Annotated in this window: 15 protein-coding genes and 1 tRNA gene; 14 read left to right on the top strand and 2 right to left on the bottom strand. The window is 74.4% G+C overall.

Annotated elements, in window-relative coordinates; all coding sequences use genetic code 11:
* The first annotated feature begins 207 nt into the window (after window positions 1-207).
* Window positions 208-582 carry a VOC family protein gene (locus D5H75_RS07950; RefSeq protein ID WP_119925665.1) on the top strand — a complete coding sequence of 125 codons (375 nt, stop codon included), beginning with the start codon at window positions 208-210 and terminating at the stop codon, window positions 580-582.
* Between the two features lie 232 nt (window positions 583-814).
* On the opposite strand, the gene aceE is transcribed toward D5H75_RS07950, so the two are convergent.
* The gene (gene aceE, locus D5H75_RS07945) at window positions 815-3,583 is read right to left on the bottom strand and encodes a pyruvate dehydrogenase (acetyl-transferring), homodimeric type (RefSeq protein ID WP_119925664.1); all 2,769 of its coding nucleotides are present in this window, start codon (window positions 3,581-3,583) and stop codon (window positions 815-817) included.
* Window positions 3,584-3,785: 202 nt separating this feature from the next.
* Here aceE and D5H75_RS07940 point away from each other — a divergent pair, with 202 nt between their 5' ends.
* The 5 genes from D5H75_RS07940 to D5H75_RS07920 all read left to right on the top strand — a co-directional run bounded on the left by D5H75_RS07940 (window position 3,786) and on the right by D5H75_RS07920 (window position 6,171).
* Window positions 3,786-3,983: a DUF1918 domain-containing protein gene (locus tag D5H75_RS07940; RefSeq protein WP_119925663.1), complete on the top strand. Its 198-nt coding sequence runs from the start codon at window positions 3,786-3,788 to the stop codon at window positions 3,981-3,983.
* A gap of 204 nt (window positions 3,984-4,187) precedes the next feature.
* Window positions 4,188-4,595: a secondary thiamine-phosphate synthase enzyme YjbQ gene (locus D5H75_RS07935; RefSeq protein ID WP_119925662.1), complete on the top strand. Its 408-nt coding sequence runs from the start codon at window positions 4,188-4,190 to the stop codon at window positions 4,593-4,595.
* A 137-nt stretch (window positions 4,596-4,732) separates the two neighbouring features.
* Window positions 4,733-5,164, top strand: a complete 432-nt coding sequence (locus tag D5H75_RS07930; protein ID WP_119925661.1) for a DUF3052 domain-containing protein — start codon at window positions 4,733-4,735, stop codon at window positions 5,162-5,164.
* A gap of 165 nt (window positions 5,165-5,329) precedes the next feature.
* Entirely contained in the window at window positions 5,330-5,794 is a 465-nt protein-coding gene (locus D5H75_RS07925) for a peroxiredoxin (RefSeq protein WP_119925660.1), read from the top strand.
* A gap of 53 nt (window positions 5,795-5,847) precedes the next feature.
* Window positions 5,848-6,171: a hypothetical protein gene (locus D5H75_RS07920; protein ID WP_119925959.1), complete on the top strand. Its 324-nt coding sequence runs from the start codon at window positions 5,848-5,850 to the stop codon at window positions 6,169-6,171.
* Between the two features lie 169 nt (window positions 6,172-6,340).
* Here D5H75_RS07920 and D5H75_RS07915 read toward each other — a convergent pair whose 3' ends face one another.
* Window positions 6,341-7,126 carry a DeoR/GlpR family DNA-binding transcription regulator gene (locus D5H75_RS07915; protein ID WP_119925659.1) on the bottom strand — a complete coding sequence of 262 codons (786 nt, stop codon included), beginning with the start codon at window positions 7,124-7,126 and terminating at the stop codon, window positions 6,341-6,343.
* 224 nt (window positions 7,127-7,350) lie between these two features.
* On the opposite strand from D5H75_RS07915, the gene D5H75_RS07910 reads away from it, so the two are divergent.
* The 8 genes from D5H75_RS07910 (at window position 7,351) to D5H75_RS41350 (ending at window position 14,366) form a co-directional block, all read left to right on the top strand.
* The gene (locus D5H75_RS07910) at window positions 7,351-8,217 is read left to right on the top strand and encodes an SIS domain-containing protein (protein ID WP_119925658.1); all 867 of its coding nucleotides are present in this window, start codon (window positions 7,351-7,353) and stop codon (window positions 8,215-8,217) included.
* A 52-nt stretch (window positions 8,218-8,269) separates the two neighbouring features.
* Window positions 8,270-9,163: an ROK family protein gene (locus tag D5H75_RS07905; RefSeq protein WP_119925657.1), complete on the top strand. Its 894-nt coding sequence runs from the start codon at window positions 8,270-8,272 to the stop codon at window positions 9,161-9,163.
* 223 nt (window positions 9,164-9,386) lie between these two features.
* Window positions 9,387-10,499: an N-acetylglucosamine-6-phosphate deacetylase gene (locus tag D5H75_RS07900; protein ID WP_242454050.1), complete on the top strand. Its 1,113-nt coding sequence runs from the start codon at window positions 9,387-9,389 to the stop codon at window positions 10,497-10,499.
* A gap of 40 nt (window positions 10,500-10,539) precedes the next feature.
* On the top strand, window positions 10,540-11,475 hold the full coding sequence (locus tag D5H75_RS07895; protein ID WP_119925655.1) for a 1-phosphofructokinase family hexose kinase: 936 nt from the start codon (window positions 10,540-10,542) through the stop codon (window positions 11,473-11,475).
* A 126-nt stretch (window positions 11,476-11,601) separates the two neighbouring features.
* Window positions 11,602-12,435, top strand: a complete 834-nt coding sequence (locus D5H75_RS07890; RefSeq protein ID WP_119925654.1) for a class II fructose-bisphosphate aldolase — start codon at window positions 11,602-11,604, stop codon at window positions 12,433-12,435.
* Window positions 12,436-12,567: 132 nt separating this feature from the next.
* Entirely contained in the window at window positions 12,568-13,773 is a 1,206-nt protein-coding gene (locus D5H75_RS07885) for an alpha/beta fold hydrolase (RefSeq protein ID WP_119925653.1), read from the top strand.
* Window positions 13,774-13,922: 149 nt separating this feature from the next.
* Window positions 13,923-13,994 (top strand) — tRNA-Val (locus tag D5H75_RS07880).
* 207 nt (window positions 13,995-14,201) lie between these two features.
* Window positions 14,202-14,366 carry a hypothetical protein gene (locus D5H75_RS41350; protein ID WP_202637926.1) on the top strand — a complete coding sequence of 55 codons (165 nt, stop codon included), beginning with the start codon at window positions 14,202-14,204 and terminating at the stop codon, window positions 14,364-14,366.
* Window positions 14,367-14,386: the final 20 nt, after the last annotated feature.

Raw genomic sequence — 14,386 nt, 5'->3', positions numbered from 1 at the left:
GCGGCCCGGGCGTCCGGGGAGATCCGGCCGCCCGGGGAGCCCGGAGCGTCCGGGGAGCGCGGTACCGCCGGGGGCCCGGGGGCCGGCGGGGAATCTGAGATCGCCGGGAAAACACCGACAGGGGGTTGTCGCGAGGGGGCGAGAGGGTGAGGGCACGGGTCGTCCGGCGGCCCGCACCCGACACCTTTGACCATCCCCGGAGGGAACATGACCACGCCCGCCTTCAACACCGTCGCCTGGTTCGAGATCGCCAGCGACGACCCGGACGGGGCGCAGAAGTTCTTCGGCGAGCTGTTCGGCTGGTCGTTCGAGAAGGACCCCGAGCTGCCCATGGACTACCGGATCATCACCTACCCCGGCAGCGGCGAGCCCCGGGGCGGCGTGTTCGGCACCGGCGGCCAGCTGCCCAACCACGGCGTGTTCTCCATCGTCGTCCGCGACGTGGAGGAGACCTGCGCCCAGGTCGAACGGCTCGGCGGCAAGGTGCTCAAGAAGGCGGTCGGCGGCCCCTCCGGCCCCGACTTCGCCTACCTCACCGACCCCTCCGACAACCTCTTCGGCGTCTACGCCCCCAGGCCCTGACCCCGCGCGGCCCCTCCCCGCGGACCGTCCCACGCCGGTCCGCCCCCGCAGTACGGCCCGAGCCCCTGAGCCCCCGCCGTACGGCCTGAGCCCCGCCGTACGGCCTTAGCCCCGCCCTGCCGCGGCGCGGGCGGTGGCCGTGCCGGAGGCGGGGCGTACCGGGCACGGGCGGGAACGGCGGACGGCCGGCCCCGGGGGAGGGGCCGGCCGTCGGGCCAGACGCGGGGACGGGTCAGAAGCCCATCGACTGGGTCTCGTTGCTCTCCGGGGTGGTCTGGGTGACCACCTCGGTGACGCCGTTGCGCAGGTGGTAGCGCTCGATCGCCTTCTGCAGCACCTCGTGCTTGATCTCGCCCCGGCGGGCCAGCTCGGTCAGCACGGCCAGGGTGATCGAGGCGGCGTCCACGTGGAAGTGGCGGCGCAGCGCCGAGCGGGTGTCCGACAGGCCGAACCCGTCGGTGCCCAGCGAGGACCAGTCGCCCGGCACCCACCGCGCGATCTGGTCGGGCACGGCCCGCATGTAGTCGCTCACGCCCACGACCGGGCCCGGCTGGCCCTCGAGGACCTGGGTGACGTAGGGCACCCGGCGCTCCTCCTCGGGGTGGAGCAGGTTCCACTCCTCGCAGTCGAGCGCGTCGCGGCGCAGCTCGGTCCAGGAGGTGGCCGACCACACGTCGGCGTCCACGCCCCAGTCCTCGGCCAGCAGGCGCTGCGCCTCCAGCGCCCAGCGCCCGGCCACGCCCGAGGCCAGGATCTGCGCCCTGGGCCGCTCGTTCGCGCCCTCGACGGCCGGGGCCGGGGCGAACTTGTACAGGCCCTTGAGGACGCCCCGCGGGTCCAGGCCCTCGGGCTCGGCCGGCTGGGGATACGGCTCGTTGTAGACGGTCAGGTAGTAGAAGACGTTCTCCGGCTGCTCGCCGTACATCCTCCGCAGGCCGTCCTGCACGATGTGGCTGATCTCGAACGCCCACGCCGGGTCGTACGACACGCAGGCCGGGTTGGTCGAGGCGATCAGCGGCGTGTGGCCGTCCTCGTGCTGCAGGCCCTCGCCGTTGAGCGTGGTGCGGCCGGCGGTGGCGCCCAGCAGGAAGCCGCGCGACATCTGGTCGCCCATCTGCCACATCTGGTCGGCCGTGCGCTGGAACCCGAACATCGAGTAGAACACGTAGACCGGGATCATGTGCTCGCCGTGCGTGGCGTAGGCCGAGCCCGCGGCGATCGTGGAGGCCATCGAGCCGGCCTCGCTGATGCCCTCGTGGAGCATCTGCCCCTCGGCGGCCTCCTTGTACGACAGCAGCAGGTTGCGGTCCACGGCCTCGTACGTCTGCCCGTGCGGCGAGTAGATCTTCGCCGTCGGGAACATGGCGTCCATGCCGAAGGTGCGGGCCTCGTCGGGGATGATCGGCACGAACCGGGCGCCGATCTCCTTGTCCTTCATGAGGTCCTTGAGCAGGCGCACGAACGCCATCGTGGTCGCGACGTTCTGCTTGCCCGAGCCCTTCTTCAGCTCGGCGTAGACCTTGTCGCCGGGGAGCTTGAGCGGCTTGGCGCGCTCCACCCGCTTGGGCAGGTAGCCGCCGAGCGCCGCCCGGCGCTCCTTCATGTAGTGGATCTCCTCGTGGTCCTCGCCCGGGTGGAAGTACGGCGGGAGCTCGGCGTCGAGCGCGGAGTCCGGGATCGGCAGGTAGAGCCGGTCGCGGAACTCCTTCAGCTCGGCCTTGGTCATCTTCTTCATCTGGTGCGTCGCGTTGCGCGCCTCGAAGTCCTTGCCCAGGGTCCAGCCCTTGATGGTGTGGGCGAGGATGACCGTCGGCTGCCCGACGTGCTCACGCGCCGCCTTGAACGCGGCGTAGACCTTGCGGTAGTCGTGACCGCCGCGCGACAGCTTGCGGATGTCGTCGTCGGACAGGTGCTCGACCATCTTGCGCAGGCGCGGGTCGTCGCCGAAGAAGTGCTCGCGGATGTAGGAGCCCGACTCGACCGAGTAGGTCTGGAACTGCCCGTCGGGCGTGGTGTTCATCTTGTTGACGAGCACGCCGTCCACGTCGGCGGCCAGGAGCGGGTCCCAGTCGCGGCCCCAGACGACCTTGATGACGTTCCAGCCGGCGCCGCGGAAGAACGACTCCAGCTCCTGGATGATCTTGCCGTTGCCGCGCACCGGGCCGTCGAGCCGCTGCAGGTTGCAGTTGATGACGAAGGTGAGGTTGTCGAGCTCCTCGCGCGCGGCGATGCCGATCGCGCCGAGGGACTCGGGCTCGTCCATCTCGCCGTCGCCCAGGAAGCACCACACGTGCGAGCGCGAGGTGTCCTTGATCTTCCGGTTGAGCAGGTAGCGGTTGAACCGCGCCTGGTAGATCGCGCCGATCGGGCCGAGGCCCATCGACACGGTCGGGAACTCCCAGAAGTCGGGCATGAGCCGCGGGTGCGGGTAGGAGGGCAGGCCGCCGCCGGGATGCGACAGCTCCTGGCGGAACCCGTCGAGCGCCGACTCGGGCAGGCGGCCCTCGAGGAAGGCGCGGGCGTAGACGCCCGGGGCGGCGTGCCCCTGGATGAACACCTGGTCGCCCGACTCGCCGTGGTCCTTGCCCCGGAAGAAGTGGTTGAAGCCCACCTCGTAGAGCGACGCGGCGGAGGCGTAGGTGGCGATGTGGCCGCCGACGTTGGTCCGGGCGTTGGCGCGGGTCACCATGACCGCGGCGTTCCAGCGGATGTAGGCGCGGATCCTCCGCTCGACGTACTCGTCGCCCGGGAACCAGGGCTCCCGCTCCGGCGGGATCGTGTTGATGTAGTCGGTGCTGCGGAGGCCGGGAACGCCGACCTGGTGCTCGCGCGCCCTCTCCAGCAGGCGGAGCATGAGGTAGCGGGCGCGGGTGCGGCCCTCCGTCTTCACGACGGTGTCGAGCGACTCCAGCCACTCTTGGGTCTCGCTGGGGTCGACATCAGGCAGTTGGCTGGGTAGCCCGTCGCTGATGATCGAAAAACGCTGGCGTCCGGAAGCCACAGGGTTTCGCCTTCCGAGTCTGACTATGTGGTCTAGTCCTTAAGTATGGGGTCATCTCCCATCGTGGCTCGTCCACGCCGAAACCGCGACTCTACTCATGGGTAACCGCTTCTCCTCGGACCTAAGCCGTATCAGTGTGGAAAACATCCGCAAAGCGGAGAGCGGAGAACAGGCCGAGAGAAGACCGCGGAAGGGGCTGATCATGCGCGCGGCAGTGGGAGACCGGCTCCTGGTCCACGGCGCGACCGTGGGCGAGAGGGATCGTCACGGCGAGATCATCGAGGTCCGAGGTCCGGCGGGCGCCCCGCCCTACGTGGTCCGCTTCGAGGACGGGCACACCGGCCTGGTGTTCCCGGGCCCCGACGCCGTCGTCGTCCCGTCCCAGCGCGAGCGCCGCTGAGCGCCCGCCGTTGAGCGCCCGCCGCCCGCCCCTCCCCGCCTGCGGCTCGCCGGGGGAGGGGCGTGCGGCGGGACCGCCGGGCATGGCCCGTACGGACCGGTCATGCCCGTGCCCGCCGTACCCCCGGGCGAGGACGCCCCCGCGGCGGGCGTACGGCGGGCGGGGGCGGGCGAGGGCGCTTTCGCGTGTCCGTAGGATGACGGTGTGCGATCAAAGGAGATCGAGGTGACGACCGGCTCGCGCGAGCGGGTCCTGGACCTCACCGGGGAGTGCGAGCGGTTCGCGGCCGAGTGCGGAGGTGATGGCCTGCTGCACGTGTTCGTGCCGCACGCCACCGCCGGCATCGCGATCCTGGAACTCGGGGCGGGCAGCGACGAGGACCTCCTCAGCGCGCTGGGCGACCTGCTCCCGGCCGACGACCGCTGGGCGCACCGGCACGGTTCGCGCGGGCACGGGCGGTCCCACGTCATGCCCGCGCTGATCCCGCCCTACGCCACGGTCCCCGTGCTCGGAGGGCGTCTCGCGCTGGGCACGTGGCAGTCGGTGGCCCTCGTCGACCTCAATGTCGACAACCCTGAACGTCGTGTGCGTTTGTCGTTTTTGTCGGAATAACGGGAAACCGCGACAGTGATGTGACTGTCAGAGTCCGTGGCGACCGTTGACGACCACGGGTATCAGCGTGTGGACTGTCCGACCAAAGCCCCATGGCGGGGCGACCGCATCGGGGCAGTCGAGCAGGAGGGATCTACGTGAGCGCGACCGCGGGTCAGGCGCAGGGCGAGCGCGGCCTGGCCGAGAGGCTCGGCCTCAAGCCGGGTCAGGTGGTGCAGGAGATCGGCTGGGACGAGGACGTCGACGACGAACTGCGCGAGTCCATCGAAACGCTGACCGGCAACGAACTCGTCGATGAGGACTACGACGACGTCGCCGACGTCGTGCTGCTGTGGTGGCGCGACGAGGACGGCGACCTCGTGGACGCGCTCATCGGCGCGCTCAGCTCGATCGCCGGAGGCGGGAGCATCTGGCTGCTGACTCCGAAGGCGGGCCGCGACGGCCACGTCGAGCCGAGCGACATCGGAGAGGACGCCGCCACCGCCGGGCTTTCCCAGACAACGAGCATCAGTGCGGCCCGCGACTGGTCGGGCACCCGTCTCGTCGCGCCCAAGGCGGGCCGCCGCTAGGCCGCCGCGAGCCACGCGCTCCCGCGCGAGGTGAGCCCTTCCCCCCGACACGGCGGGCCGCCGGCCCGGGGGGCGGCGGCCCGCGATAGGCTCTCGCTCGCGCGCGGGCCCGGCAGGGGGCCGCGGCGCCGGGGCAGCGGGCGGGAGCGGGGAAGGGAGCGCGGCATGGCGGTCGGCGCGGGCGACGTCGCCCCCGACTTCGAGCTCCCCGACCAGCACGGCGCACCGGTCCGGCTGTCGTCGGTGCTGGCCGGGGGCACGCCGGTCGTGCTCGTCTTCTACCCCCTGGCGTTCTCCGGGGTGTGCGCGGCGGAGCTGTCCGAACTCCGCGACGCCCTGCCCCGCTTCACCGCCGCGGGCGCGCGCCTGCTCACCGTGTCCGTGGACTCCGTCTTCGCCCACCGGGCGTGGGCGGATCGCGAGGGCTACGAATTCCCGATGCTCTCGGACTTCTGGCCACACGGTGAGGTCGCGGCATCGTACGGTGTGTTCGATGACGAGAAGGGGGTCGCCCTGCGCGGCACCTTCGTCATCGCCTGCGACGGCGTGGTGCGCTGGGCGGTCGTGAACCCGATCCCGTCCGCGCGCGACGCCGGGGAGTACCTCACGGTGCTCGCGGAGCTGTCGTAGTGGGCCGGCGGCACCGGGCCGCCGGCATGGCGAGGAACACGACGGAGGCCACCATGCCCTGCTATCGATGCGGGGCCCGGCAGACCGACCCGGCCCGGGGCGCGAGCCCCTGGAAGCGGGGCGTGCGCGCGGAGAGCCAGGTGCTCGTCTGCCCGGACTGCCAGCGGGTTCACGACTGGACCGCCGACCTCGACCGCTGCGAGGCGTGCGACTCCGCCACGCTGGTCTGCCGGCTGGGCGAGATCGAGTGCCGCGACTGCGGGCACGTCCGCCCGGTCCGCCGGGACCAGGAGACCGCCGGCGTCGCGCCGGGCCTGGCCGAGGAGGTTGAGGCCGCTCTCAGCCGCGTCCTCGGCCGGCTCGCCCCGCGCCCCTGACGTCCCCCCTCCGCCCGCCCCGCCGTACGGCCCCGCCCCGCCGTACGGCGTGAGCGTGATTCCGCCGTACGGCGTCAGCGGAGCCGGCGTGGTTCCGGCGTACGGCGTCAGCGGGGGCCGGCGGTGCGTGGCGCGCGTGGCTCCGGCGGCGCGCCGGTCCGGGCCGCCGTCAGACGCGGACGACCTCGACGCCCGTCTCGGCGATCGCGTCGGTCAGCTCCTTGGGGGCCGCGTCGTCGGTGATCAGGACGTCGACGGCGCTCGCCGGGCAGATGCGGCAGAACGCGCGGCGGCCCAGCTTGGAGGAGTCCGCGACGACGATCACCCGGCGGGCCCGGGCGGCCATGACGTGGTTGATGCTCGCCTCGCCCTCGTCGTGCGCGGTCGCGCCGTGCTCCAGGTCGAACCCGTTCACGCCGATCACCGCGTCGTCGAGCGCGATCTCCTCCAGCAGCTTGGTGGCCAGCGGGCCGATCAGCTCGTAGGAGGCGGGCCGCGCGACCCCTCCCGTGACCACGATCTTCACCCGGCGGCGCACGACGAGCTCGTTGGCGATGTTCACGGCGTTGGTGACCACGGTGAACGCGGGCTCCTCGCCGGCCTCGCGCACGTCGGCCCGCAGCGCCAGGGCCCGCGCGACCTCGCTGGTCGTGGTGCCCCCGTTGATGCCCACGATCGACCCCGGGCCGACCAGCGCGGCGGCGGCCCGGCCGATCCGCTCCTTCTCGGGCGCGTGGCGCGCGGCCTTGTACCGCAGCGGCAGGTCGTAGGAGACCGCCCCGGCCACCGCGCCGCCCCGCGTGCGGGTGAGCATCTGCTGCCGGGCGAGCTGGTCCAGGTCGCGCCGGATGGTCGCCGCCGACACGCCGAGCTCGGCCGCGGCCTCGTCCACCTCGACGTTCCCGCGCTGAGCCAGCAGGTCCAGCAGGGCGTTCCACCGTTCGCGGGGTCCCATGGTCTCCTCCTCTGACCACGCAGCGTACAGCAGTGCGCGGGCTTGCGCTTTTATGATGAATAACGATAGAAAATGAGCAGATTCGCGCACGCCTGCGCAGCCTCGATCAGTAGCCGATCAGCGGCCGATCAGCCGATCAGCCGACCGGCGGCCGGCCGGGGCTCCGCCCGGGCGTGCGCCCAGGCTTGCCCAGACCCCGAGTGACGCCGAAGAGAGGAACGCGCATGTCCCACGTCGCAGCGGAGATCGCCAGCCAGCCGGACTGCTGGCGCCGGGCCATCGACATCGCCCCCTCCGCGGCCGGCCTGCCCCTGCCCGGTGAGCGGGTCGCCGTGATCGGGTGCGGCACCTCGCTCTACATGGCCCAGGCCTACGCCGTGCTCCGCGAGCGCGCGGGCCAGGGCGAGACGGACGCCTTCGCCGCGTCGGAGTTCCCCCGCAGGCCGTACGACCGGGTCCTGGCGATCACGCGCTCCGGCACGACGACCGAGGTCCTCGCCGCGCTGGAGGCCACCTCCTCGCCCACGACCGCGATCACCGGCGACCCGAACACGCCGATCATGGACGTGGCCGGCCAGGTGGTCGTGCTCGACTTCGCCGACGAGAAGTCCGTCGTGCAGACCCGCTTCGCCACCACCGGCCTGGTGCTGCTGCGCGCCCACCTCGGGCAGGCCCCCGACGACCTGGTCGCCCAGGCCGAGAACGCGCTCGCCGCCGACCTGCCCGAGAACGCGCTGGACCGCCGGCAGTACACCTTCCTCGGCGCCGGCTGGACCAACGGCCTGGCCCAGGAGGCCGGGCTCAAGCTGCGCGAGGCCGCGGGCGCCTGGGCCGAGGCGTACCCCGGCATGGAGTACCGCCACGGGCCGATCAGCGTCGCCGACGAGCGCAGCCTGATCTGGTCCTTCGGCCGCGCCCCCGAGGGCCTGCTCGACGACGTGCGCGCCACCGGGGCCACCGCCGTCGAGTCCGCCGGCGACCCGCTGGCCGACCTGATCCGCGCCCAGCGGCTCGCGGTCGCCCTCGCCGAGGCCCAGGGGCTGGACCCCGACCAGCCGCGCAACCTCACCCGGTCGGTCATCCTTACCTGAGCGACATGTCGTCCGGGTCTTGCCCGGATCGACCGGGAACAGAGGAGTATCGGTGGGTGAACACGTCGTCGCCATCGACGTAGGCGGAACGTCGATGAAGGGCGCGCTGGTGGACCGTCTCGGGCGGGTGAGCGCGCTGGAACGCCGCCCGACGGGCCGCTCGGCGACCGTCGTGGAGGACATCCGCCGGTTCGCCGGCGACCTGATCGCGCACGGGGACGCCGCGGCCGTCGGCATCGCCGTGCCCGGCCTGGTGGACTCCGTGGCGAACGTCGCCCTGTACTCCGCCAACCTGGGCTGGCGGGACGTGCCCGCCGCCGACTTCGTGCCGGACGGCGTCCCCGTGGCGCTCGCCCACGACGTGCGGGCGGGAGGAGTGGCCGAGGGCGTGTACGGCGCGGGCCGCGGCGTCACCGACTTCCTCTGCCTGCCGATCGGCACCGGGATGGCCGCCGCGATGGTGCTCGGCGGGTCCGCCTACGCGGGCTCGCGCGGCTGGGGCGGCGAGATCGGCCACACCCCCGTCTGGCCCGACGGCGAGCCCTGCGCCTGCGGCCAGCGAGGCTGCCTGGAGAACTACGCCAGCGCCTCGGCCATCGCCCGGCGGCACGGCGGGGGACTCACCGCCGAGCAGGTCGTCGCGGCGGCGGACGAGGACCCGGTGGCCAAGCGCGTCCTGGACGAGGCGGTCGAGGCGCTGGGCATCGGCCTGGCGACCTACACCCTCCTCCTGGACCCGGCCCTGATCGTCATCGGCGGCGGGCTGGCGGGGGCGGGCGAGCGCCTGCTGGCGCCGGTCCGCGCGGCGCTGGCGAGCCGCCTGGCCTTCCGCGAGGCCCCGCCCGTCCGGGCCACCGCCATCGGCCCGCACGCGGGCATGATGGGCGCCGCCATCCTCGCCTGGCGCGCCGCCGGCCACCCCGACGCCGGCTCGGACTGGTCATGACCCCGCGGCCCGCCCTCCGCCCCGCCCCGGCCGCCGGGAGGGCGGGCCGCACCGGGCCCCGTGGGGGGCCCGGCCGCGCCGCCGCGCCTCGTGAGCCGGGCGCGTGCCGTGCCGGAGTGCCGGGCACGGCGGCGCGGGGCGGGCCCGGGCGTCCCGGGACCGCGGGCGGGAGCCGTACCGGATGCGAAGGGGACCGTGGAATGGCTGGAAGGGGATGGGCTGCGTGATCATCGCCGGGGCCCGGGTCGTGACCCCGGGCGGGGTGCTGGAGCCGGGCTGGGTGAGCGTGTCGGGCGGGCTGATCGAGGCGGTGGGGGAGGGGCGGCCGCCCCGGCCCGCCGACCGGGACCTGGGAGGCGCGTGGCTGGTCCCCGGGTTCGTCGATCTGCACACCCACGGCGGCGGCGGGTTCTCGATGGGGGACTCGCGGGAGGACATGGCCGCGGCGGTGGCGTTCCACCGGCGGCACGGGACGACGCGGACCCTGGTCGGGCTGGTCACCGGCCCCGTCGAACGGCTCGCCGAGGCGGCCGGGTGGATCGCCGACCTGACCGCCGCGGGCGCGACCCCGGACGGGCACGTCGTGGGCGGCTACCTGGAGGGGCCGTTCCTGGCGGCCGCCCGGTGCGGGGCGCAGGACCCGCGCTACCTGCTCGCGCCGGACCCCGGCGTGCTGCGCCGGCTGCTCGACGCCGGGCGCGGGACGATCCGGATGATGACCGTCGCGCCGGAGCTGCCCGGGGCGGGCGAGCTGATCGGCGAGCTGCGGGCGCGCGGGGTGATCCCGGCGCTCGGGCACTCGGACGCGGACTACGCGGCGATGAGCGCCGGGTTCGCGGCCGGCGGGCGGGTGCTGACGCACGCCTTCAACGGCATGCGCGGGCTGCACCACCGCGAGCCGGGACCGGTGATCGCGGGCGCGGACGCGCCGGACGCCGTGCTGGAGGTCATCTGCGACGGGCTCCACCTGGACTTCCCCGTCGTGCGCGCGCTGACGCGGCTCGCCCCGGGCCGGATCGCGCTGATCACCGACGCGATGGCGGCGGCGGGGATGGGCGACGGAGAGTACACCCTCGGCCCCCAGCGGGTCAGGGTCACCGGCGGCCGGGCCGTGCTCGCGGACGGGGACTCCCTCGCGGGCAGCACGCTGACCATGGGCGACGCGGTCAAGCGGGCCGTGCTCGGGGCCGGGCTGCCGATCACCGAGGCGAGCGCGTACGCCTCGGACGTGCCCGCGCGGCTGCTGGGGCTGCCGTGCGGCCGGATCGAGCCGGGTCTCGCCGCGGAGTTCGCCGTCCTGGACGACGGGCTCGACGTGGTGGAGGTCCTGGCGTGATCGTGGAGAGAACCCCCTCGTCCCCCCGGAAGGTGATCGCGTGATCCTCACCGTGACGCTCAACGCCGCGCTCGACGTCACCTACTCCGTGCCGTCACTCGTGGCCGGGTCCTCCCATCGCGTCTCGGTCGTCTCGGGCCGCGGCGGCGGCAAGGGCGCGAACGTGGCCCGGGTGCTGGCCGCGCTCGGCGAGCCGGTGACCGCCACCGGGTTCATCGGCGGCGCCGTCGGGGCCCGGGTGGCCAACGACCTGGAGGCCGGAGGCGTGCGCACGGACTTCGTCGCGATCGGCGGGGAGACCCGGCGCTCGGTGACGATCATGTCCGCTGACGACGGGGACGCGACGGTGTTCAACGAGCCGGGCCCGGTGGTGTCGCGGGCGGAGTGGGCGCTGTTCGTCACCCACTTCGAGCGGTTCATCGGGGACTACCGCGTCGTCGTGCTGTCGGGAAGCCTCCCGCCGGGGGTCCCCGAGTCGGCGTACGCCGTGCTGTGCGCCACCGCCCGGGCCGCCGGCGCGCGGGTCATCGTGGACGCCGACGGGGCCGCGCTGCGCGAGTCGCTGGCCGCCGGGCCCGACGTGGTCAAGCCCAACGTGCACGAGCTGGCCCGGATGCTCGGCCGCCCCGAGGCCGCCGCCGAGGACGGCGCCGCCCTGCTCGCCTCGGGGCCGGAGGCCGTGGTCGTCTCCGACGGCCCGCGCGGCCTGGTGGCCTTCACCCCCGGGGGCGCCTGGCGCGCGGTCCCCTCGGAGACCCTGCGCGGGAACCCCACCGGCGCCGGGGACGCCGCGGCCGCCGCCCTGGCCCGGGCGCTGGCCACCGGGACCCCGTGGCCCGAGACGCTCGCCGACGCCGTGGCCCTGTCCGCCTCCGCCGTCCTCACCCCGGTGGCGGGCTCGGTGGACCTGCCCGCGTACACCCGCCTCCGCCCCCACGTGAAGGTCACCCAGCTCATGGCCCCCTCGTCCGGCTGAGCCGCCGCCGTACGGCACGAGCGCGCGGGCCCGTCACGGTACGGCGGGCGGGGCGCGCCGCCGTACGGGAGGGCGGGGCGCGGGCGCCGGAGGACGATTTACCGATATCTAGGGATTGGAGTAGTCATGCCGCTTGTCTCCACGGGTTCGATCGTGGCGGAGGCCCGGGGCTCGGGGCGGGGGGTGTGCGCGTTCAACGTGATCACCCTGGAGCACGCCGAAGCGATCCTGGCGGGGGCGGGCGCGCCGGTGATCCTGCAGATCAGCGAGAACGCCGTGCGGTTCCACGACGGCCGGCTGCGCCCGCTGGCGGCGGGGGTCGCCGCGCTGGCCGAGGACTCCCCGGTCGCGGCTTCGCTGCACCTGGACCACGTGACCGACGCGGACCTCCTGCGCCGGGCGCCGGACTGCGGCTTCAGCTCGGCGATGTTCGACGCCTCCGCCCTGCCGTACGACGAGAACGTCAAGGCCACGCGGGAGGCGGCGGACTGGGCGCACGCGCGCGGGCTCTGGCTGGAGGCCGAGCTGGGCGAGGTCGGCGGCAAGGACGGGGCCCACGCGCCCGGCGTGCGCACGGACCCGGCGGAGGCGGCGGCGTTCGTGGCCGAGACCGGCGTGGACGCCCTCGCGGTCGCGGTCGGCAGCTCCCACGCCATGACGTCCCGCACGGCGTCCCTGGACCTCTCGCTGATCACGGCCCTGCGGGACGCCCTCCCGGTCCCGCTGGTCCTGCACGGCTCCTCCGGCGTGCCCGACGAGGCCCTGGCCGCCGCCGTCGCGGCGGGGATGACCAAGATCAACATTGGCACGGCCCTCAACATCGCCTTCACCGGGGCCGTCCGCGAGACCCTGGCCGGGTCCGCCTCCCTGGTGGACCCCCGCAAGTACCTCGCCCCCGCCCGCGCCGCCATGGCCGGCGTCGTCCGCCACCTGGTCGAGACGGTGTCACAGCGGCCGTAGGGGACCCGGCCGCCCGGACCGGCGGCCCCGGCGCCGCTCCGCGGCCAGGAGGACCGAGATGGGCCTTGCCCGGGCCGCGATCGTTCTTCAGGGTGGGGGTGACATCGGGCGGACGTCGGCCGGGAGGTGGCTGTGCGGGTCCTGTGGATCGTGGCGCTCCTGGGCGCGCTCGCCGGGGTGGCCGGGGCGCCGCCGGCGGCCTCGGCGGAGACCGGGCCCGGTGACCGGGCCGTCGCGGCGCTGGGGGAAGGGCCGGGGAAGGCGCCGCCCGCCGAGCGGGGCGACGGGTGGGCGCGGACCCGGGTCGAGGTGCGCGACGAGACGTGGCCGCTGGTCGTGGACGTGCTCGTGAGCACGCGGCGGGCCCCTCGCCGGATTCTGTACATGCTGCCCGGGGGCGGGCTGAACTTCGAGGCGAACTACTTCACGCCGCGCGAGCGGAACCTGGCCCACTTCATGCGGGAGCGGGGGTACCTCGTCATCGGGATCACGCCGAGGGAGGCGTCGCTGCCCGCCGGGCACAACGGGGCCGAACTGGCGGGATGGGGGCTGGCCGAGCACCGCCGCGACGTGGCGAAGGTGGTCTCCGCCGTGGACCGGGCGCTGCGGATGCCGTACGACGTGCTCGGGCACTCCGCGGGCGGCGCCCTGGCCCTGGACTTCGCCGCGACCGCGCCCGGGCGCCTGGGACGGGTCCTGGTGATCGACACGACGGGGCCGTACCCTCCGGGCGACCTGCGCGACCGGGCGCGCGCGAGCCTGGCCGCCTGCCGGGGGCTCGCCGAGCGCGGGGTGCACGGCGCGGGCAACTCGACGGGCGCGCTGATCCGGGCGGCCCTGACGGACCCGGCGGGCCCGGCCGCGGCGTTCCCCGTGCGCCATCCCACCGGCGAGCCCCTGACCAACGCGGGGGCGGCGCACTACGCGCTCGTCCACACCGCGAAGACGCCGGGCCTGTTCAACTGGATCTACAAGCAGGGGATCGGCGCGGGCTCGTACGCCTTCGGCGACGTCCCCGCACGCGACCGCTTCGCGCTGGCGCACACCCCGCTCACGGTGTTCGACGAGGCGTTCCGCCGCGCCGGGAGCGGCATCGTCGTCACCGCCCTCCTGTGCGACCTCTTCGCCGTCTGGGCGGCCGACCCGTCGTACTCCATCGACTGGGCCGCGATCGAGGCCGAGGTCGTCTGGGTCAACGCCGGGCTGGGCCGCGGCGACCACCCCGAGGGCGCCGCCCTGATCCCCCGCTCCGTCTTCAAGCTCGTCCCCGGCTACGGCCACGGCGACCCCGTCTGGAGCGCCACCGCCTCCCGCGACTTCTGGCCCCTTCTCACCTGACCCCGCCCCGGCGTACGGCAGGCGCGGCCCGGCGCCGCTCCCCGGCGTGAGGCGGGACCGGGGCTGGTCTCGGAGGGGTCCCGATTGCCGTAAGGTGTACTCCCATAGTGCTCAGGCCGTCGCGACGAGATCCGGCGGCCTGTCGGCGCGGGCGATTAGCTCAGCGGTAGAGCACTCGCCTTACAAGCGAGGGGTCACTGGTTCGAACCCAGTATCGCCCACCGAGGCCCCCTGACCCGCGAGGTCAGGGGGCTCATCGTCGTCGCGGCGGGGACGTGCGGCGTTCGATGACCCCTCGCCTCTCCGGCCGGGGCGCCGGTGGATCCGGCCGCCGGGCGGAGCGGGGCGGGGCGGGCCGGGGTGCCCGGTGATCGCCGGGGGCGGGGGCCGTGGCGGGATTGTCGGGGCCGGCTGGGATGATCGGGGGCGTGGTCGAATCCCCTCCCTTTCCCGTGGACCTCGTGCGCCTTCCCGGCGGCGACGTCATGATGCTGCCCGCCGTCTGGCCGGTCCGGCTCACCCCTCTGCAGCAGCTCGAACTCGCCGACCGTCTCCGCGCCCACGCCCTCGAGGGCGCGCCGGACCTGTCGTAGCCGCTCGGGGGAGCTGCGCC

Origin of the sequence: Bailinhaonella thermotolerans, assembly GCF_003594875.1 — a bacterium.
Lineage (GTDB): Bacteria > Actinomycetota > Actinomycetes > Streptosporangiales > Streptosporangiaceae > Bailinhaonella > Bailinhaonella thermotolerans.
This window is presented reverse-complemented; position numbering and strand designations above follow the sequence as displayed.